Raw genomic sequence first — 20997 nt, 5'->3', positions numbered from 1 at the left:
TTGGGAGGTTTCTTTATTTTAAGAGGAATAAAATGCGTCAGGAATTAAAATTATCAGAATTAATTATAGTTTTCTCTCTCTTAATGATTGCCGGTATTTCTATTTATTATTATGTAAATACAATTGAACGTAATAAATTAAATGTCCAGCTGTATCCGATACAGGCGAAACTTGAACAACAGTCAGTTAGCTGTATGGAAAATAGTCCATATTGGTTGAAAGAGGTCTTAAACAATACGATATTGACGCACAATGCGCCTAATGCCCAAATTGTTTATATATCTCCTCAAAGGCAATTGTTTCATTGTGAAGGCGGATACTTAGGCATTCCATTATTTTCACAGAAAGTAACGGAAAGTACTCGTTTTCGTTATGCTAGCGTATCGAAGTTATGGACCAGTGATGCTGTTCTTGATTTAGTTAAGCAGCAAAAAATTGAATTAGATGCGCCTGTATTGAGTTTATTGCCAATAAAATCTGTATTAGCAGATCCGCGCATTGCCCAAATTACAGTGAATGATCTATTGTTGCATCGTGCTGGTTTTAATCGTACAGGTTTAATGGGGGATGAGATGTTTAGGTCGGGAGAAGTGCCATTTTGTCCATCAGTGTTGGAAAAACTTGCACAAGTCCAATTAACGTTTGACCCAGATACAACTTTCAGTTATTCAAATTTAGGCTATTGTTTATTAGGTGAAATTATTGCTCATCAGAATCATGCTAAATATCAAAGTGTGGTTGAAAAAAAATATGCTTTAGCAGCAGATAATATACACTTTCTAAAAAATAAGCGTTATGCTGATGAAGCAAAGTACCGGTATATTGAAACTTCTTTAACAGGCTATAGTGATATTTATACTGCCTTTGATTATCCTGCTTTGGCATCTTCTGCGGGCTTATCTGGCAATGCTAGTGCACTGGCATTGCAAGTAAAAAAAATGATTAAAAAGCCACAGCCTAATATTTTGAGCCAACCAGATACTTCTTGTGATTTAGCTAAACTGCGTGACTGTTATGGCTATGCAATGTTTCCCTATCAGCAAAATTCGAATAGTTTAAAAGTGTACTTTCGAGATGGCACTTTATTGGGTATGAGCTCTTTGGTGGTAGTGGATGATAAGGGGGGGGTAACGGCTTTATTATCAAGCGGCCAAGCTGCTTTAGGTCAGCAGCAATATGACCAAACTAAAATGAAGATTTATCAGCATTTAAGGCAGCAATATCACTAAACTTCTATTTGCATTCTGTCGGAATAAGATAATTGGGTATGCCAATAGTCTTGCATTGATATTGACCTGATGGTGTACGGGTTAAATATATTTCTGCATTATTCTGTAGTGCAGATTGGTTTTTTAAAGTACAGCTTAAGACCTTGCTTGAGCTTAAGGTATAGTCGGGCAAGGTGATGCTGATGCTGCATAAGGAGGTCTCTGGTTTTATATTCAAATCAGAGTGTGTAATGGTTGCTGGTAAGCTTTGAGTTACAATGATTTCGTATGCCGGTTTTACAGATGAAATCTCGTAAAGTGCTGTATTTATTCTGCTTTTTATCATAAAGAAATAGTAACTTGATACAGCTGAAGTTGATATTATACCGATAATGGCTATCACTATAATTAGTTCTATTAAACTGAAACCTTTTTGCATAGCGAGCTCAAATATTAGAATTATTTTTTTGTTAATGCAAAAAGTGTTCCAGTTTAAATATTAATATATATTAGTGTTTTATATTTAAATAGGCTTAATAAAAAATGTAAGTATTTGACAAAAAATGTCAATTATAAAAAATATTAGGTTAATTCTCAGTATATGGTTAATATTGATTTTTTAAAATTGATTGTTTGAAAAAAATGAGTTGCCGCATTAGATTTTTTTTAGGTCATATATTAATTTCTTTATTAATATCCTTGTTTACAATTGGATTGATCTTTTTTATTTGGTATCCATCACCATTTGCAACAGCCGTGGGCGTAACACAGATTTTTCTTATGCTCTTAGTCATCGATGTTATATTGGGGCCATTATTAGGCTTATTAGTTTATAAGGAAGGTAAAAAAACACTTAAATTTGATTTAAGCGTGATTATTGCACTGCAAATAGTGGCACTTTGCTATGGTATTTATAGTATTGAGCAAGGTCGACCTGCATGGATTGCATATAATGTAGATTGTTTTGAGTTAGTGCGCAAGAATGAAATCATTGATGATCATATTGCTCAAGCTTTACCACAGTACCAGCAGGTTTCATGGTTTAAGCCACAATACGTTGCTGTTGAATTTGCCCAAGATGTAAATACTCGGAATAATGATATGTTCGCTGAAGCATTTAGAGGGATTTCGATTGCACAAAAACCTGAGCGTTATTTTGACTTTACTAAAGCGAAACTGCAACTAAAACAAAGTGCAAAAAACTTGAAAGAACTTCAACAATATAATGATGTACAGAAAGTGAATAGTATTTTATCTAAATACCCACAAGCGAATGCATTTGTTCCTTTAAAAGCAAATGTTGTTGATATGACGGTTCTAATCAATAAAGAAACTGGTGATGTTATTAAAATCGTCGACTTAAGACCGTGGAATTAAGCTTTATGTATACAAAAATGCCAGATCAGTCATCTGGCATTTTTTATATCGGCTTAAATCTGACTCTGAATGTAATTCTCAATACCCACGGTTTCAGCTAGATCCAGTTGTGTCGTAGTCCAGTCTAAATATTCTTCTTCTTTTTCTAAAATTTCTTGAACAAGGTCGCGAGTGACATAGTCCAGTTGTTCTTCCGCTAAGGCAACAGTTTTTTGAATGGCTTCAATATTTTCTTTGACTTTGCGTATATCGCAGTTGAGTACTTCAACAGTATGCTGGCCAATATAAAGCTTGCCCAAGTGCTGCAAATTCGGCAGACCTTCCAAGAAAAGGATGCGTTCAATAATTTTATCCGCATGCTTCATTTGACGGATGGATTCTTTATATTCGGCAGAGCCCAGCTGTTCAATGCCCCAGTCATTAAACATGCGTGAATGCAGGAAATACTGGTTGATTGCAGTTAAATGATGATAGAGCACCTGATTTAACTGATTAATTACATCACGATTGCCTTTCATTGCATTTGCTCCATCAAACATAAGGCCCTGAATAAAATATGCGGGCTGGAAAATTTCAGTCTTAGAAATATCTTAAACAAGAAGCAGGGTGTTGGCGAGTAATTTATTGAACAGCAAATGAAAATCGCAATCAAAAACGATTGCTCCGGAACACAGCCCGGCATGCATAAAATAAAAACCCGCTTAGAGTCAAAGCGGGGGAGGAGGAATGATCATCAGACCATTGGTGTTGTCATTATGATTATTGGGTTGAATTTTGAATATTAGTTAATGTGCTTAAGCGGCGATGGCTAAACGGGCCGCAATCTGCGAGACTTCATCGCTGATAATTGCGCGGGCTTCTGGGGCGCAGCGGCCACAGCAGGTGCCTAAATCAAGCATATCGCGCACTTCACGGTAGCTCTCAGCGCCATTGGCGACCGCATCTTTAATGTCTTGATCAGTAATACCGCGGCACAAACAAACGTACATGGATTTACAGCCAGATAGTTTAAATAGGATAAGTAATATTATTGATAATTATTATCGTTTGTCAATAAAAATCATTCTAAAAAGCAATGAATCTGATTGGAATCCTGAATAAAAAAACACCGACTGAGCGGAAATTCGAGTATTGCTCGGATTTCCGCGCAAGGGCGGCTCATAATTTATAGGGAAAATATAAAGTTAGAACTTTAATTTTCTTATGTAACTTATTGATTAATAATGACGATACCATCCATTTCTACCAGCGCATCTTTGGGCAGGCTCGCTACACCGAGAGCCGCGCGCGCAGGGTAGGGCTGAGCAAAATATTCGCCCATAATTTGGTTGACCAGCTGAAAGTTGGATAAGTCGGTAAGGAAGATATTCAGTTTGGCGATATCGGCTAAAGTCCCGCCCGCGGCTTCACAAACGGCTTTAAGGTTGTCAAATACGCGGCGGATTTGCGCCTCAATACCGTCTACCAGTTCCATGCTGTATGGATCTAAGCCAATTTGCCCTGAAAGATACAAAGTATTCTCAACCAGGATGGCTTGAGAATAAGTGCCGATTGCGGCGGGGGCATTTTCAGTATGGATTACTTGGCGAGGCATTAATTTCTCCTTATATCTTATGCAGACATCATACCCGATCTGACAGGATCGAGTGCGCTTTATCGAAATAATTAGCTGGCAATAGAGGTTTCAGCCGTATTGAGGGGCTGGGCAAGGCGCGCAATGCGGGGGAATCCGAAATGCATGCGCAGATTGCGGATGACTTCGGCAATTTGCTTGCGGTTGTGTACGACGATGTTGACATAGGTCTTGCCGTCATGGGGGCGGACGGATTCCACCCCGACTTTTTCTTTACGGCATTGATAGATCAGCTCGGATACCTGTTCATCATTCATATTGATGTTGATGCTGAGATAGGCGCTGAAACTGATTTCATCCGTATTTTCGGTGTTCCACTGCAGCGGCATAATGTTCTCCGGATGCAGATGCTGCTCATGCAAAAGATTATGGCAGCGGGAGCGGTGCACAATCAGCCCGCGTCGGGATAAATGCCCTTGAATCGGATCGCCAAGCACCGGGTTGCAGCAGTGTGCATACTTAACGTCAATGCCTTCTGTGCCCTGAATCAAACGGTCAGATGCTGCGACTTCCTGTGGCGCATCTTGCGCAAATAAATGATTTGCCACCAGCTGCGGCAGCAAATCACCAACGGCTATTTGCTCATAGAGGTCGTCTGGGCTGTTAATGTGCCGCCATTCCAGAACATTTTCCCAGTCGGATTGAGTGAGATCTTTGATAGAGCGGTTAAACAGCTTTAAGGCGCGGTTCAGCGCTTGCTGGCCGACAAGGCGCTGTTCATCTAAATCCTGATCGCGCAAAATATTTTGCAGCGCGCGGCGCGCCTTTTGCGTATTGATAAAACTCAGCCAGTCTGGGTTGGGCGTTGCAAGCACATCGGTGATAATTTCAATTACCTGGCCGCTTTGCAAAGGCGTGGACAGCGGTTTGGTTTCACCATTGATCTTTGCGCCTACGGCATGGTTGCCGAGGAATAAGCTGGCAGAATAGGCAAAATCGACTGCTGTCGCGCCTTGAGGCAATTCATGCAAATGGCCATGCGGGGTGTAGACCCAAATTTTTTCTTGATGCAGATAATCCAGCAGGTCATTGAACGTGGTTTTGGCGCATTCACCGTCAACCAGTACATTCAGATTCTGCATAGACGCCTGAATGGCGGAGCGGCAAGCCTGCGGCGCATTCTCACCTAAAACAACACCGAAGCGGGCGGCTTTGCGCATAAGTTCGGTTTGAATAGTGAGTGACAGTGTGGTCTTTTCGCCTTTTAATCGCATCATCAGTGATTGGTTGCCGCCAGGCAGCGGACGGCGGATGTGGTCTTCATAGTGCAGCACTTGAAAGCTGTTGCGCAAGATTTCAGCAAGCCGGTCACAGTCGGCAATGCTTTGCAGGATAATCTCAAAGGCGTGACTGTGAGTCAGCTCTTGCAGGTCAATGTCATTTTTGACGAAGTGGCGCAGCAATTCAATATTGTTGTTTTTCTTTTTGATGCGGCCGGCAATTTTATGCTCTTGCAGAAGGGAAGTTAAGTTGTTTTCCCATTTGGTTTGATATTCACAGCGTTTGGGCTTGGTTTTCAGCAGGGCATCCTGAACATTATTATACATATCCAAATCTAAGTTTTGGTAGCAGAGATGCTCAAGGTTGTCGGCCATTTCATTCATGCCGACCAGACGCGCCATTGGAACAAAAATTTCAAAGGTTTCTTGCGCGATGCGGGCGCGCTTATCAGGCCGCAGCGCGCCTAGGGTGGTCATGTTGTGATAGCGGTCAGCCAGTTTAATAATAATGACACGCGGGTCTTGCAGGGTGGCTTGCAGAATCTTTCGAAAAGAAGCGGCTTTATTGTATTCTTTGTCACTGGAATGGCTCAGTTTGGTTACGCCATCGACCAGTTCAGCGACAGTTTTGCTGAAGCGTTCAGCAATATCTTCTTTATTGAATTCGGTGTCTTCAATGACATCGTGCAGCAGGGCCGCCATCAGCGTTTCTGCATCCAAGCGCATATGCGCTAAAATACAGCTGACTGCAATGGGGTGCAGAATATAGGGTTCACCGCTTTTGCGGGTAATGCCGTCATGCGCCACATCAGCATAATCGCAAGCTTCAAGCACACGTTCGACATCGCTTTCTGAAAGATAAGCGTCGATAATTATTTTGAGCTGCTGCTTGGCTTGGCTGACCTCTGGGCCTGGCATAGAACACCTTTTACTGCTGAATTACAAATGAAATGGTTAATCCTCTAATGAAATGCATATTGCATAACTTGTCAATTTTTTCAGTTAAAAAAGTGAAAAAAAATTAGCAAGAAAACCAAATTTAGGCCTTCTTTATAACTGTTCTTGCGCAAATATAAAAGATCGAACCATAAAAAAAGCCTAGTATAAAACTAGGCTTTTTGACCGGATCATCTTATTGGAAAGAAAAACCGTCTAAATTCAAGTTGTTTGCAGAAAGCGCAAGATCTAGGCTGGATGCCTGATAATCTTGATCACGCTGTTTCAAAATGTCTTTAGATACGTGGCCTTCAGCAATTTCGCGCAATGCAACCACTGTAGGCTTGTCATTATCCCATTCTACAGTCGGCTCAATGCCTTGACGTGCCAATTGACGCGCGCGTTTGCTTGCCACTAGTACAAGCTCAAAGCGGTTGTCTACATGGTCTAAACAATCTTCAACGGTTACGCGTGCCATAAGAATTCTCGTTTGAATAGTAAATTTGAACAGACTGTGCAGTATAAAAGGCTTTGTCTGCAGACTCAAGTTTTAATCACAAAACACTGGTCGGGGTAATCAGTTTTTGAATTAAATCCTGATGGCGCTCAGTCTGCTGTTTCAGTGCCAGGCGGTTGGCAATAATCACGGCTTCAAGATCATGCAATGCTTTATTAAAGTCGTCATTGATAATAACAAAATCAAAATTTACATACTGCTGCATGTCTTCAACAGCGCAGCTGAGGCGGTGTTCAATCACTTCGACAGAGTCTGTGCCGCGGTTGGACAGGCGCTGGCGCAAATCAAACTGGCTGGGCGGCAAAATAAAAATTTGTTTGGATTCAGGAAAAAGCTTGCGGACCTGTTCGGCGCCTTGCCAGTCAATTTCCAGCAGGACATCGTGGCCTTTTGCCAGCTGTTCTTTTACTGTGCGCTGTGCAGTGCCGTAATAGTTGCCGAAAACTTCAGCATATTCAATAAATCCGCCTTCTTGAACCAATGCCAAAAAGTCTTCTTTGGTTGAAAAGTGATAATGAACGCCGTCAAGTTCGCCAGGGCGCTGGCCGCGGGTCGTATGGGAAACGGAAACATGCAGATTGTTGACACGTTCAAGTAGGGCTTTAACAAGAGATGTTTTGCCTGTTCCTGACGCTGCAGAAACGACAAACAAGAGACCCGACATGATATTTTTCCTGATATGATAAAATATCTTCTCTATTTTAGAGCAGACGACCCGCAAACAAAATAGCCAAGCGTCTTTTTGTTGGCATTTATTTCAAAATCGTTTGCGCATTGATTCGAACATTGAGGGTTCTATGGAAATTGTATTGGCTAATCCCCGTGGTTTTTGTGCAGGTGTCGACCGAGCAATTGCGATTGTGAACCGCGCCCTTGAATGCTTTAATCCGCCGATTTATGTGCGCCATGAGGTGGTGCATAACAAATTTGTGGTTGATGACCTGCGTCAGCGCGGCGCTATTTTTGTGGAAGAGCTGGATGAAGTGCCGGATGACAATATTGTGATTTTCAGCGCGCACGGTGTATCCAAAGCAGTCCAGCAGGAAGCGGAGCACCGCGGCTTGAACGTGTTTGATGCAACCTGCCCTTTAGTCACCAAGGTGCATATTGAAGTCACCAAGTATGCGCGCGAAGGGGTAGAGGCGATTTTGATTGGGCATGAAGGCCATCCGGAAGTCGAAGGCACTATGGGGCAATACGACACCAAAAATGGCGGTTCGATTTATTTGGTGGAAGATGAAGCTGATGTAGCGGGCTTAACTGTCCGAAACCCTGCCAAAGTGGCTTTTGTGACGCAAACGACTTTGTCTATCGATGATACGGCCAAAGTCATTGATGCATTGCGTGCTAAATTCCCTATGATTCAGGGGCCGCGTAAAGATGATATTTGCTATGCCACGCAAAACCGTCAGGATGCTGTCCGCGATTTGGCGGCGCAATGTGACGTGGTTTTGGTGGTGGGTTCGCCAAATTCATCTAATTCTAACCGTCTGCGTGAGTTGGCTGAGCGCATGGGCAAGCATGCTTATTTGGTGGACAATGCGGATCAGCTGGAACAGGCATGGTTCAATGCAGAGTCAAAAATTGGTGTCACCGCTGGCGCATCTGCACCGGAAATTTTAATTAAGCAGGTGATTCAGCGTTTGCAGGATTGGGGGGCTGCCGCCCCGCAGGAATTATCTGGACGGGAAGAAAATATTACCTTTAGTTTGCCTAAAGAGTTGCGTATTCCTGTAACTCAAGCCTAAAGTGCAGACTGTTTAACATTCTGATATTTTTTAAAAATTGACAGATTATTGCTTTTTGGCAATGATCTGTTTTTTTATACCTTTTATCTCTATTTGTGCTGGTTTTGTAAGAATTGTAGATATTATTTTAAATAGGAAAAGTCTGTTCTGGGGAGGCAGTATGCGTGGGGATAATGGATTCACATTAATCGAGCTAATTATAACGATGGCTGTGCTAGCGATTATTGCAGCCATGGCTGCGCCTTCTATGAATAATTTGCTTTTAAGTCAAAACCTAAATAAAAGCACCCAAACCATGGTCTCTGTTTTAAATGAAGCTCGGGCACAGGCCGTTCTTACACGTCAAGACGTGACAGTCAATCTTTCAATTGATCCAGTATCTCCTACATCTGATCAGCTTGCTAAAATGAAACAGAAGACATTATTTGGCTGGAGCCCTTCGGGTAAGTCAGCTCTAAAGGCTGCTGTGAACCCAATTGTTTTTGATATGACTGGGAAATTAAGCAGTTCCACTGCAGACATCAAAATTGAAGTATGTAATGAAGCTTCAGGAAAAAAATCAAAAGTAATAACAATTTCAAGAATTGGCGCCATTCAACGTGTCATTGAGGGGACGTGCTAATGATTAATTACTCTTCGCAGAATGGTGTCGGCTTAATGGAGGTGCTTGTTGCCTTGTTAGTGCTAGCAATTGGAGTGCTGGGATTTGTTGCACTGCAATATCGAGCTGTTGAGGCTTCTGCTGAAAGCGCGTATCGGGTGGAAGGAATGAGTTTGGCCCGGGATTTTGCTGAAAGAATTCGTGTAAATCGCGGTGCATTGGAGAAATATAAATCCGAAATCTCGGATTCGAGTTTGCAAAGCGCTTCTGATAAGAATTGTACAAAGGAGGCATGTACAGCAGATGAGATGGCTGATTTTGATGTGGCTGAAATTATTAATAAAGCGCAAGACAAAGCTATAGCGATTAATTTAATAGGCTGTCAGGGTAATAATGATGGCCGATCGTGTATTTATGCTGCTTGGGGTGAAACGAGTCCAACGAATGAAGCAGATGTAGGTGCTGGCGGCTGTACGAATTCTACTTCTTATGACCCAGCTTCAACTTGTTTAATCATGGAGGTTTACTGATATGAAAGTTCAGCATGGTTTTACATTGATTGAGTTGCTCATTGCTCTGGCATTGGGGCTGATTGTCACCGCAGCTGCGGTATTAATGTTTATTACAGGTCAGAAAAGCTATGTCTTACAGCAAGGTATGGCGAATTTGCAAGATAATTCTACTTTTGGTCTGAATTATATTACAGATGAAATTCGTAATTCTAATTTGAATACTATCAATTCAATTGTTAATGATGAAACGATGTTTGGCGGAGTGGTTTTTACTTCTGCTGTTAATGCTCGAAAGGTTGCTGCTTCAGGTGTTGTTCCAGAACAGATTTTTAGTAATTTATACCCTAGCCTTACAGGTGCCAATACTGCAGTTGCTTTTTTAACTGCAGGTGAACTTAATACATCTAATGTTAAATGTGCGGATAATGTGCCAGATAATGGCTGTACATCAGGTGAACTTAAAAGTGATCAGCTGCTAATGCAATATAGACCTCAGTATGTGACGGATGATAAGGGCACAGCTGCTACTGCGGACGATATGTGGTTTGGTGGTTATGACTGTGAGGGAAATAAGATTGAATTTCTTAAAACTGAACCTGCAAAGAGAATTGTGGTACAGCGTTATTTTTTAAGAGAAGATTCTGATAAAGGCAGTGAGCCAAATAGTTCCCTTGCTCTTGCCTGTGATGCAGGCTGGTACTGGGAACCTTATAAGACCAATGCGTCTGTTGAGATCAAACCAACCGCTATTAGTGATTTTGGCGGTCAGGGGGAAATCATTATGAAACGGGTTGATCATTTTAGAGTGCTATTTGAAATTCAAACAGGCAATTCGTATCAATATATTTCTGTAAAAAACTATCAAGCTTTAGCAAATCCAAAGCCACGGATTTTATCTATCCAATTGGGCATATTGGGTCGTTCTGTACAAAGTGTTGGCAATGACTCTGTCTTTAAGAGTGACCAAAAATTTAAAGTTTTGGATCAGACGGTGGTGGTTAAGACTCCAACGTCTAATGCATCAACTAAATATGTTCGACAAGTGGTTTCTCAAACTATTGCATTGCGAAACACGTTTGGGGAGAGAGGCAAATGAAACATCAGCATGGTGCGACCCTCATAGTGGTTTTAATGCTTTTATTGATTATTACGGTTATTGGTACTTTAGCTATTAAAAACAGTTTAGTTGGGTTAAGTATCGCGACAAATAGTCAAGCGCAGCAGTTGTTGCTGCAAAATGCAGATTCTGCATTTTTTAGCGTTGAGCGTGAAGAAAACTTAATTCAAGGTTTAACCTCAAGCGGTATGTTTGGTTATATCAGCGGCGCTGCAAACAAGGATAAAGAATTGGTCTTTTGTTATCGTGGAAATGAGGCTGATTTTTTTGACATCAATCGCGCAAGTATTATGCAGTGGGAAGGCAGTAAACAGACTCCAACGACAGATGCAATGGGATCAGATGGTTACTGTAAAACTGCGTCAGCGGATAAGAATTATTTTACCAGTGGCCGTAAAGCGGTCATCACACAAGTAGCAGTGAAGTATTCCAGCAGTTCTGATGCAGATCCATTTTATGGAATGCAATTCGGTACTGATGATAAAGGCGTTAAATTTGAGAGAAGTAAACCTGTCAAAGTTTTTGCTGTTTCTATCATGCCGTCATTAAGCACAGCTGATCGATCTAAAATAGATACTTGTTTAAGTGCCCGAATGAATGAAGTGACTATTCCAGATGGGACTACAGTTAGTGTGGCTAGCGGCACAAAAGTTGAAGATAACCCAACAAAAAGTGTAACTGAATGCTTGTCTGGTTTAAACGTTCCGTTCACATCACATGCTACTGAGTATGTGATTGCACAAGATTTTACGTGATTTGGGAGTAAGAAAAGATGAAAAAGATTGAACAGAATGCGATAAAAAAATCCTATCGTCAAAAAATTCTTGCGACCAGTATCGCAGCAATTTATACGGGCCTAATGGCTTCAAGTGTGACTCAGGCGAGTGATATTGATATTTATCAGGAAGCTAAATCGGGTGAAATCACTTTAATGATGATGATGGATATTTCAACCAGTATGAATGGCGGTGGTACTGCTAGATCGGATCTGGGTTTGAGTAGTGATGATTGTAGTGGCTCTTCTACTGCATCTTCTAATAGTTCATCATTGCCAAATTATGGTTATAGACGAACCTATTGTACGGTGTCAGCTTCTAGATTTTCAGCATTGAGTACTGGAAATGCAGCGAACAAAATTAAAGCTGCTAAGATTAGCACGGCGTGTAATAAACAGACGAATAATGATTATCATTGCGGTGACCGCATAGCCCGCATGAAAGACGCTTTATATGAGCTTCTAAATGGTAGTACGGCTAAGGGGGTTAATGCATTAGATGATTCTAAAGTGATTGGGCTTTCTACACTTGGCGCTAAAGATGCTAATGGTAATTATCAAAATTTAGGTGCAATTTTAGTGCCTGCAAAAGCATTAGGTTATCAGGCGAGTTCTACAGCACAAACACAACGCCAGCTGCTGACAGCAAGTGTTCAAGGCTTAACAGGCATTAGTGCAACGCCAACAGCACTAGCTTATGCGGAGGTAATCAACTATTTAATGGGTAAAAGGCCGAGCAAATTATCGGGCTTTAATATTTCAGATGCTTCAACTAAAACTGGAAGCGGAACAAGTCAAACATATGAAAAACCATCTTCCTTGACTCAAAGCAATGATATACAGAAATGCAGTGGTCAAGGGGTTTATGTTTTGACGGATGGAGAACCCAACTCTCGAACAAGTGATACATTAAGCAATATGAGGACCGGACTGAGTACTAGTTTTAGCTGTACTACCAGTAATAATTGGGATTGTCAGCATAAAGGAGCCATTTCCCTTGTTGAAAAAAATAATCCGATTGGGTTGGAAGTGCGTACTGCAGTCGTAGGGTTCGGTGATGTTTTTGAAAGTGTAAGTTCTTATAACAAAAATTTGTCTCAGGCAGCCAATATTGCGAATTTAGGCGGTTGTACTGCTACAGCAAATGGCTGTGGTGATGATAATGATGCTAAGAATGCTGCGCTTTGGGGGATTTTAGGCGGTGGCGGTTGGTATTCAGGCAGTAGTTCAGAGGATGTTGTTAATAGTGTGAATTCTTTTTTAAATGATTTGAATAAAGGAATTCCATCTGTAACGACAGGCTCGCCATCAGTACCGCAAGACTCTTTGAATACTTCGATGATTCAAAATTTTGCATATTATCCTCAATTTAAGCCTACGCCTGAGAAAAGCTATCAGCTTTGGGCGGGTAATTTAAAAAAATATGCAATTATTGATGGTGTATTAAAAGATAAAAACAAAAATACAATATTAGATACTGATGGCAGTATTAAAGATAATTATGATTTGTGGGCGGCTTCAGTTGTTGAAGCCGATAAAAATGCTGATGAGTTTACTGCAGGAAGTACTAAATTTGCATTGCGAGGAGGTGTTTTTTCTAATTTGAAATTAGGTCTAAATGCGTCTGGGGTAGCGCAAAGAATCGTATTGACAAACCGTATTGCAACCACAGGCAGTGGCAGCAGTGCACAATTTGGAAATAGTACAACCTTAAGAAAAGTTGCATTAACAGATTTAACAGACAGTACTTATAAGTATGATAATGCCAATAACAGCTATTTTATGGGTTTATTGGGTTATAACGTAAATGATGTATCTAATCCAACGACAACAACCTTTAATAAGGAGCTCCGTCAGATTGGAGCGGTAATGCATTCAACACCTTTGCTTTTAACCAATAAAGGTAAGATTGCTTATGATAAAACGACAAAAATGATCAGTTCTGAAGGGCGGGAGGATTATATTTTATTTGGCACATCACAGGGTGTATTGCATGTTGTGCGCGCTGGTAAGCATAAATTGACTAATGGCAATATTACTGATTCCGGTGATGCTGGAGGAGATGAAGTATTTACCTTTGTACCGAATGAAATGCTTGATAAGCAAAAAAATGCTTTTTTAAAATATGATTCCACTTCTGGCGGTGTAAATAATCTTTATTACGGTGTTGATGGTCCGTGGACAGCCTATTCTGAATATGTTGTGGACAGTAATGGTTACTTAACTGTGGGTTCAGGGAAGGGTACTCAAAAGGGCAGTCAAGCAGTTTATGGCGGATTGCGCATGGGGGGGTATAGCTATTATGCATTAGACCTTCAGGATATGAGTGATCCAAAGCTTAAGTTTCATATAGACCCTGAACATCAAAAAGTTTTCTATAATAATTCCTCTAAATCTGTTTCTCCGCTTCAATATATGGGGCAAAGCTGGTCTAAACCCGCAATTGGATGGGTTAATTGGAAAAATGCAAAAGGCGTAACAACACGCAAGCAAGTAATGATTGTGGGCGGTGGTTATGATGCAAGCAGTGGAACTACGGCTTGTAATACAGGAACTGATACAGTTTCCAAAAGTGTGGGTTATGAATGCCCAAAATTTGCGCCGACTAGTTCAGCTCCAGCAAAAGGGGCCGGCGTTTATATGTTTGATGCGCAAAATGGTGATCTGTTATGGTGGGCAGGGGCTAATGCAACAAACAGTACAACGGTCCCTTTAGCATCCAATGTCTCAACAATGATTAATAGTGTTGCTAGTGAAATTCGTACAGTTGATCGGGACGGCGATGATCTCATTGATAATATTTACTTTGGAGATTTGGGTGGTCAAGTATTTAGAGTTGACTTTGATAATAAAGCGGCAGCGTTAAGCAGTATTATTAAGGCGCCTGTTAGATTGCTAAATTTAAGTAAAACTGGCGGAATGAGTCCACGGTTTTATGATATGCCAGCATTTTCATTATACAGTGATCAAGGTACCGTCTTTGCTCTCATTAGCATTGGTTCAGGGAATAGAAGCAAGCCTTTGCAGGATTATGCTGCAAGTGCGGATTATGATGCCGTTTATAATATTTATGATAAGGATGTTGCTAATAAGAACTTAATGTCTTTAACAGCGTATAGCACAAAAGATATTATCAAAACTGAGTTGCAGCTGATTACTGATGCTGATCGTAAAGATAATACAATTCTGAAAGCACCATATGCTTCGACTAAGGGTTGGTATTATGAGTATAAAACCTGTTCTGGTCCTGCCTCATGCAGTAATTATAAATTTCAAAGTGAGAAGGTGTTTGGTACGCCAATTGCGATGAATAAAGTTTTGTATGTCACAACGTTTGATGGCTCGCGTCCGGGTATCTCAGGAGATTGTGGCGCAGGTGTGAAAGGTCAAAGTTACTTGTCACGAATTTGTTTGCCTTATGGTCAGTGTGATAAAACCAAATTTGACAGTTCTTGGTATAACAAAGACGATATTGGTGTAGGTATTCATACAGGTACAGTAATTGGCGATGGCTCTGGTTCTGGCAGCGGTGGTTCTGGCAGCGGTGGTTCCGGTTCTGGTTCTGGTGCTGGCGGCAGTGAAAATAATTATTGCTTAAGTACAGGCACACGTTCAATTTATAATGGATTGTTAGGCAACACAGGTGAGGCAAGTAAAATTTGCTTAATCCCACAGCGTTGGTATGCAAAGTTAAAGTAGGTGGCAAATTATGAATGGAAATAAAATGTTGCCTAAACAGTTGGGTTTTAGCTTACTTGAACTCATGGTGGCTCTAGTAATTGTTGCAATTTTTGCTGCAATTGCTATTCCTAGTTATCAATCATATGCTCGTAAATCTGTTGCATCTCAAGCACAGCAGTCGATGAAGCAAATTGCAACGGAATTGGAAAAGCATAAATCTCGAAATTTTAATTATTTAAATTTTGTGACGACACCGAACCCAGTTGTTATCCCTAGTGGGGCGACGGGTTCTGCTGTGAAATATGAAATTGTCTTGAAAGATGGTGACAACACAGCGAATGCGTTGACGAGTAGCTCTTCTACAGGACAGAGCTGGGCAATGATGGCTACGTCTAAAGATGAAAAAAATAACAGTTATGTTCTGACAAGTACAGGTGTGCATTGTTACAAGCAAGGAACCACAATTGGTTTTGATTGTTCTGGGGCAAAGTCATGGTAAGCAAGAAAGGTTTTACATTAATAGAGTTGGCTATTGTTGTTGCTATTGTCGCTATATTGGCAGCAATAGCATATCCTTCATATATTCAGTATGTTAAAAAAACCAAAAGAAAAGATATGCAAGCAAATATGCTGCAGATAGCATCTCAGATACAGCGTTATAAGATTGCTAATTTTAAACTAAAAGATGCTGCGGCTACGGATCTTAAAATAAATGCAACGTATCCAATTCAGGGAGGGGCTTTATACAATGTGGAGCTATGGTGGCTGGATAATAAAAATGTATTGAATAAAACATCACCTTTAGGCTCTGAAAAATGGATTTTAGTTGCGACCCCAATTTCTACATCAACACAATATAGAGATGGACACATAGTCTTAAACTATAAGGGTGAGCGTTGCTGGGTAAGCGGAACTGATAATTCAGGCACCGCTTGTGCGCCTTCCCCATCTTCAAACTGGGATGGTCGCTAAACTTAAATTCAAAATTGCGGATAACTAAATTTTGATCTTCCTTTCGAAGGAAAGATAACGTAAAATATTGCCCTCTATGAAAGGGGTTTGAAGTGTATCGATGGTCGGTACAGGGATAATCCGTAAAAACTATAAGGTTGTATCATGGTAGTTATTCGTCTTGCACGCGGTGGTGCTAAAAAACGTCCGTTCTATCAAATCATTGTGACTGATAGCCGCAATGCACGTGACGGTCGTTTCATCGAACGTATCGGTTTCTTTAACCCAACAGCACAAGGTAAAGCAGAAAAACTTCGTTTAGATGCTGACCGTTTTGCTCATTGGGTTTCTCAAGGCGCTCAACCCTCTGACCGTGTTGCTTCTTTAGCTGCTCAAGCTAAAAAAGCTGCAGCTGCTGTTTAATACGGTAGTAGCTTGCCCATGACACCAACACAGAATGTTCCAGAAGATCGTATTCAGATTGGACAGCTACGTTCAGCATATGGATTAAATGGGTGGCTCTGGGTCTATTCCAATACAGAACCTATGAGCAACATCTTTGACTACCTGCCTTGGTACATTGAGACCAAAGCAGGTTGGCAAACAGCAGATGTAAAACGCTGGAAACCGCATGGTAAAGGCTTAGTTGTTTCGCTTAAAGGTGTGAGCGATCGCACGGCAGCAGACAGCTTGGTAGGTACCAATGTTTGGATTTCAAAATCGCAGCTGCCTCAAGCAGGCGTGGACGAGTATTACTGGTCAGATTTGAAAGGCTTAACCGTGTTAGGCCTGAATGATGATGAGCAGGAAGTGAATCTCGGTCAAATCCACGAGCTGTTTGAAACAGGCGCCAACGATGTGATGGTGGTTCGCGCTACCGCAGATAGCGTCGATGGCGAAGAGCGCATGATTCCATGGCATAAAGATGTGGTGCAGCGGGTTGATCTCGAAGCGGGTCGCATTTACGTGAATTGGGGCGTAGATTATTAATCCTTTTAGGATTCACTCAGCAGGAAAATAGAGGAGTCTGCGGTGTTTTTTGCAGTCATTACGCTTTTTCCTGAAATGTTTGAAGCGATTACAGCCTACGGTATCAGCGGGCGCGCGGCAAAAAACGACATTGTGCAAGTTCATTGCATCAATCCTCGGGAATTTGCTGAGGGCAACTACAAACGAGTGGATGAACGTCCATTTGGCGGTGGCCCCGGTATGGTGATGATGGCTGAGCCTTTGGCAAAAGCAATCCACCGTGCCAAAGAGCTTGCAGTGCAAGCAGGTGCAGTTCACGTTCCAGTGGTGTATATGTCACCGCAAGGAAAGACCTTAAATGAATCCGCAGTACAGCAGTTTGTCGAATATGACGGCCTGATTGTATTGTGCGGGCGCTATGAAGGTGTTGATGAGCGTTTGATCCAGCAATATGTTGATCAGGAATGGTCAATTGGAGATTACGTATTATCGGGTGGAGAGCTTCCTGCGATGGTTTTGTTGGACAGCATTATCCGGAGGCTTCCGGGTGCGATGTCTGATGAGCAGTCACATGTGCAAGACTCATTTGTGGATGGTCTTTTAGACTGCCCGCAATACACCAAGCCAGATCATTTTGAAGGTTTGGATGTGCCAGAGGTTTTAAAATCTGGGCATCATGCCAATATTGAAAAATGGCGGTTTTTGCAGCGCTATCAGCGGACACTTGAACGCCGTCCAGAGTTGGCGGAACAGGTCGAACTGACGAAGCAGCAAAAAAAATGGCTGAAAGATTTGTAAGGCATGGATGAGTAATCATCTCTGTCTTCGAAAACAGTACTTAAAATTATTTTAAGTATTCTTTAATAGGCTCTTTATTGGCTGAGATGGTCAACAATAAAGAGAAAGATAATCGGGTGTATGCGCCTTAGCCTCTATACCCAGCGGATATCAGACCTCTTCTGACCCGCACATATCGGAGATACCCCATGAGCGGTAAGCATCCTTTAGTTCAAGTAATTGAAAACGCACAGCTAAGAACTGATCTGCCTGAATTTGCACCAGGTGATACAGTGATTGTTTCTGTAAAAGTTAAAGAGGGCGACCGTGAACGTCTTCAGGCTTTTGAAGGCGTTGTAATTGCGAAGAAAAACCGTGGCTTGAACTCAGCGTTCACAGTACGTAAAATTTCTAGCGGTGTTGGTGTTGAACGTGTTTTCCAAACACATTCTCCAATCGTAGCTAAAGTAGAAGTTAAACGCCGTGGTGATGTTCGCCGCGCTAAACTTTACTACCTACGCGAATTGTCTGGTAAAGCTGCACGTATTCGTGAAAAATTGCCAGCTCGTAAAGTTAAAGCTTAATTTTAAGTTTTCACACGAGTTAAAAAATGCGCCCAAAGGCGCATTTTTTTATGCCTGTATTTTATAAGCCCTGAAGCTTTAAGCGGTTGGCATGCTGGCGGTAGACATCTACAGGATCCGGGGCGAATAAAGCCTTTAAGCCTAAGACCTGATTGACTTCATCTAAATGGTTCCAGTTGTAATTGTCGCGGATGGTTTTGCCGAATTTGGCGCTGCATCTGGGCACGAGGCCATCATTATCCTTGCCGCCATCAATCAATAAGGCTGTGAATTTCAGTGCTGAGTCTAAATCCAGCACATTGGTCACTTGCCCAACACCGGTGAATGAATAGTTATAAATGCCTTGTTCGAAAGCTTTGCCATCACCGCAGGCTGTAGCAGGAATGCCGATTGGGAATTTGGCGTTATATGCGGCTGAACCCGCCAGAGTTAGACTTCGGCCGCCTGCCAAAGCATCATGCGGATAACTGTTTGGGTCTAACCCCTGTGCCCAAGTGATGGCTTTAGACACAAAGTTGACTGCGCCGACTAAGGGCGCTTCAACCGCAGTGCCTTCCGCTTTTAAAATGAGGTCCGCAACTGGCGAGCCTTTATGCGGCCCGCCAATACTGGTCAGGGATGCAACAACATCTGGGCGCACGCCTGCCACATAGCGGATTGTCGGGCCGCCATGTGAATGGCCGACCAGATTTACTTTGTCTGCGCCTGTGATCGCGCGGATTTCTAAAACTTGCTGCAGCAGCTGCTCACCGCGGACTTCTGTGGAGTTTAAAGGGGATACGCGGGTTGCCCAGGCGCTGGCGCCATTGCGCGCTAAATCAGGCAAGATCTGATACCAGTAGTCTAGGCCAAGGTCATCGGTGCCTACCCGTATAAAGCCAGCCATGCCGTGATTAAAAACGATTGGATATTGGGTTTTGGCATAGGCCGATACGGTTTTGTCAGCTTTTACCTGAGTGGCTTGTGACGCGCTGGCTGTGCTTCCAATAAAGACGGACAGTATGCCTGCCGCGAGAATTCCATATTTCATTGATGCATCCTCTGTTTTTTAATTTTATTTTCTGACAATATAAGTTGTCACCAGTATAAAAACAGCCTGCTGAATGAAATGCAAAGCACGGCAGATAAAGCGTATTGATAGTTGTAACAAATTTTATTTATATGCATTTAAAGATAAAAAGCCCGCTCAGCATGGGCGGGCTTCTGTGCTTATAAGCCCTGAAGCTTCAAGCGGTTGGCATGCTGGCGGTAGAGTGCGACAGGGTCCTGCGCAAACAGGCCTGTTAAGCCAAACATCATATTGGCTAAGTCGGTGTGGTTCAGCTTGTAGTCATCGCGGATCACTTGACCGATGTACGCGCTGCAGCGCGATACCATGCCGTCATTGTCCTTATTGCCGTAAGATAGCGGCCCTAACTGCATCAGGATGGTATCAATATCCAGCAAATTGGTGGTTTGCGCTACGCCAGTCCAAGAATAGTAGCGCACGCCTTTCGTATCGACTGAATTTAAGTTCTTGCTGCAGTTCTCAGAAGAAGCCAAAACGCCGGCAGCAACGGCAGATTTTGCGACAGTTGCATTGAAGGCGGCAGATCCTGTTTGCGACAGTGATTTCATGGAAGCATCAAAATCAATGCCCAGTTCAGGCTTGGATTGCGCCAAGGCAATCAATGGCCCAATAATATAGTCGCCTAAAATATTGAAAGCGGATTTGGTCAGTTTGTTGCCTTGGATATCATCGGCAACTTTAGAACCGTGATAGGTGCCCGCGACCCCGGTAATTGATGCCAGATACTGCGGTTTAGTCGCGGCAACATAAAGCACCGTCGGGCCGCCATGCGAGTGGCCGATCAGATTCACTTTGTCTTTGCCGGTAATGGCCAGCACATCTTCAACTTGGGTGATCAGCTGTTCTCCGCGGTATGCTGTGGTGTTCGCCGGTGAAAGCTGGGCAGCGAATACGGTTGAGCCGTTGCGCGCCATATCCGGCAAAATTTGATACCAGTAGTCAATATTGAAACTGTCATTGCCGATACGGGACCAGCCTAACCAGCCGTGAACCATTAAAATCGGATACTTGGTTTTCGCATAGTCAGATTTAGCTGTTTCTTTGACTTGCAAAACGCTTGGTGCCGCCTGCGCGCCTGCCGATAATCCTATCGCTAAGCCCGCCATTATGCCTAAAGAGGCCATTTTGGCTTTTGTTGTGAAAGTACGCATATGCATTCCTTTGTTTGGAGTTGTTGTTATTGCTGTTTTTAATAATGTGTAGCAAATTGCGTGCAGCAAGCTCTCTAATGCATCTTGAAAAGGATATTCAAAAGGTGTTGCGCAGAACATCCGGGTTGTTATTTTTAGAGAGTGAAGATAAAGCAGATGCCACGCTATTTT

23 protein-coding genes are annotated in these 20997 nt (G+C 42.3%); 14 read left to right on the top strand and 9 right to left on the bottom strand.

The window, feature by feature from the left end:
• Positions 1–32 precede the first annotated feature (32 nt).
• Positions 33–1229, top strand: coding sequence for a serine hydrolase domain-containing protein (locus F941_RS15345; protein WP_005013182.1), 1197 nt, complete (start codon positions 33–35; stop codon positions 1227–1229).
• A 4-nt stretch (positions 1230–1233) separates the two neighbouring features.
• On the opposite strand, the gene F941_RS16335 is transcribed toward F941_RS15345, so the two are convergent.
• A complete protein-coding gene (locus tag F941_RS16335; RefSeq protein ID WP_005013181.1) occupies positions 1234–1647 on the bottom strand; it encodes a pilin in 414 nt (137 codons plus the stop codon).
• A gap of 203 nt (positions 1648–1850) precedes the next feature.
• Here F941_RS16335 and tfpZ point away from each other — a divergent pair, with 203 nt between their 5' ends.
• A complete protein-coding gene (gene tfpZ, locus F941_RS15340; RefSeq protein WP_005013180.1) occupies positions 1851–2585 on the top strand; it encodes a TfpX/TfpZ family type IV pilin accessory protein in 735 nt (244 codons plus the stop codon).
• A 53-nt stretch (positions 2586–2638) separates the two neighbouring features.
• Here the strand turns inward: tfpZ and bfr are convergent, their stop codons facing one another.
• From bfr to gmk, 6 genes are all read right to left on the bottom strand, one after another.
• Positions 2639–3103, bottom strand: coding sequence for a heteropolymeric bacterioferritin subunit Bfr (gene bfr / locus F941_RS15335; RefSeq protein ID WP_005013178.1), 465 nt, complete (start codon positions 3101–3103; stop codon positions 2639–2641).
• Between the two features lie 276 nt (positions 3104–3379).
• Entirely contained in the window at positions 3380–3574 is a 195-nt protein-coding gene (locus F941_RS15330; protein WP_005013177.1) for a bacterioferritin-associated ferredoxin, read from the bottom strand.
• A gap of 221 nt (positions 3575–3795) precedes the next feature.
• Positions 3796–4179 carry a RidA family protein gene (locus F941_RS15325; protein ID WP_005013176.1) on the bottom strand — a complete coding sequence of 128 codons (384 nt, stop codon included), beginning with the start codon at positions 4177–4179 and terminating at the stop codon, positions 3796–3798.
• 71 nt (positions 4180–4250) lie between these two features.
• The gene (locus F941_RS15320) at positions 4251–6356 is read right to left on the bottom strand and encodes a RelA/SpoT family protein (protein WP_005013175.1); all 2106 of its coding nucleotides are present in this window, start codon (positions 6354–6356) and stop codon (positions 4251–4253) included.
• A gap of 214 nt (positions 6357–6570) precedes the next feature.
• Positions 6571–6852: a DNA-directed RNA polymerase subunit omega gene (gene rpoZ / locus F941_RS15315; RefSeq protein WP_005013174.1), complete on the bottom strand. Its 282-nt coding sequence runs from the start codon at positions 6850–6852 to the stop codon at positions 6571–6573.
• A gap of 76 nt (positions 6853–6928) precedes the next feature.
• Positions 6929–7555 (bottom strand): guanylate kinase, encoded by a 627-nt coding sequence (gene gmk, locus F941_RS15310; protein WP_005013173.1) that lies wholly within the window; start codon positions 7553–7555, stop codon positions 6929–6931.
• Positions 7556–7688: 133 nt separating this feature from the next.
• On the opposite strand from gmk, the gene ispH reads away from it, so the two are divergent.
• The 12 genes from ispH to rplS all read left to right on the top strand — a co-directional run bounded on the left by ispH (position 7689) and on the right by rplS (position 18606).
• Positions 7689–8639, top strand: coding sequence for a 4-hydroxy-3-methylbut-2-enyl diphosphate reductase (gene ispH / locus F941_RS15305; protein ID WP_005013172.1), 951 nt, complete (start codon positions 7689–7691; stop codon positions 8637–8639).
• Between the two features lie 160 nt (positions 8640–8799).
• A complete protein-coding gene (locus tag F941_RS15300) occupies positions 8800–9261 on the top strand; it encodes a GspH/FimT family pseudopilin (protein WP_005013170.1) in 462 nt (153 codons plus the stop codon).
• Positions 9261–9770 carry a type IV pilus modification protein PilV gene (gene pilV / locus F941_RS15295; RefSeq protein WP_005013168.1) on the top strand — a complete coding sequence of 170 codons (510 nt, stop codon included), beginning with the start codon at positions 9261–9263 and terminating at the stop codon, positions 9768–9770. The genes F941_RS15300 and pilV overlap by 1 nt, the downstream gene beginning before the upstream one ends.
• A gap of 1 nt (position 9771) precedes the next feature.
• Positions 9772–10848, top strand: a complete 1077-nt coding sequence (locus F941_RS15290) for a PilW family protein (RefSeq protein ID WP_005013167.1) — start codon at positions 9772–9774, stop codon at positions 10846–10848.
• Positions 10845–11624, top strand: coding sequence for a PilX N-terminal domain-containing pilus assembly protein (locus F941_RS15285; RefSeq protein ID WP_005013166.1), 780 nt, complete (start codon positions 10845–10847; stop codon positions 11622–11624). The genes F941_RS15290 and F941_RS15285 overlap by 4 nt, the downstream gene beginning before the upstream one ends.
• A 17-nt stretch (positions 11625–11641) precedes the next feature.
• Positions 11642–15343, top strand: a complete 3702-nt coding sequence (locus tag F941_RS15280; protein ID WP_005013165.1) for a pilus assembly protein — start codon at positions 11642–11644, stop codon at positions 15341–15343.
• 10 nt (positions 15344–15353) lie between these two features.
• Positions 15354–15824, top strand: a complete 471-nt coding sequence (locus tag F941_RS15275; protein WP_005013164.1) for a type IV pilin protein — start codon at positions 15354–15356, stop codon at positions 15822–15824.
• Positions 15818–16297, top strand: coding sequence for a type IV pilin protein (locus F941_RS15270; RefSeq protein ID WP_005013163.1), 480 nt, complete (start codon positions 15818–15820; stop codon positions 16295–16297). Before F941_RS15275 ends, F941_RS15270 begins: the two co-directional genes overlap by 7 nt.
• 144 nt (positions 16298–16441) lie before the next feature.
• Positions 16442–16699 carry a 30S ribosomal protein S16 gene (gene rpsP, locus F941_RS15265; protein ID WP_005013161.1) on the top strand — a complete coding sequence of 86 codons (258 nt, stop codon included), beginning with the start codon at positions 16442–16444 and terminating at the stop codon, positions 16697–16699.
• An 18-nt stretch (positions 16700–16717) separates the two neighbouring features.
• Positions 16718–17266, top strand: coding sequence for a ribosome maturation factor RimM (rimM, locus tag F941_RS15260; protein ID WP_005013148.1), 549 nt, complete (start codon positions 16718–16720; stop codon positions 17264–17266).
• A 42-nt stretch (positions 17267–17308) separates the two neighbouring features.
• Positions 17309–18043, top strand: a complete 735-nt coding sequence (gene trmD, locus F941_RS15255; protein WP_005013146.1) for a tRNA (guanosine(37)-N1)-methyltransferase TrmD — start codon at positions 17309–17311, stop codon at positions 18041–18043.
• A gap of 188 nt (positions 18044–18231) precedes the next feature.
• The gene (rplS, locus tag F941_RS15250) at positions 18232–18606 is read left to right on the top strand and encodes a 50S ribosomal protein L19 (protein ID WP_005013144.1); all 375 of its coding nucleotides are present in this window, start codon (positions 18232–18234) and stop codon (positions 18604–18606) included.
• Positions 18607–18667: 61 nt separating this feature from the next.
• On the opposite strand, the gene F941_RS15245 is transcribed toward rplS, so the two are convergent.
• The gene (locus F941_RS15245; protein ID WP_005013136.1) at positions 18668–19636 is read right to left on the bottom strand and encodes a lipase family alpha/beta hydrolase; all 969 of its coding nucleotides are present in this window, start codon (positions 19634–19636) and stop codon (positions 18668–18670) included.
• Positions 19637–19815: 179 nt separating this feature from the next.
• Positions 19816–20781, bottom strand: a complete 966-nt coding sequence (locus F941_RS15240; protein ID WP_420829157.1) for an esterase/lipase family protein — start codon at positions 20779–20781, stop codon at positions 19816–19818.
• Between the last annotated feature and the right edge of the window lie 216 nt (positions 20782–20997).

It is taken from the genome of Acinetobacter bouvetii DSM 14964 = CIP 107468, from assembly GCF_000368865.1.
GTDB lineage: Bacteria > Pseudomonadota > Gammaproteobacteria > Pseudomonadales > Moraxellaceae > Acinetobacter > Acinetobacter bouvetii.
This window is presented reverse-complemented; position numbering and strand designations above follow the sequence as displayed.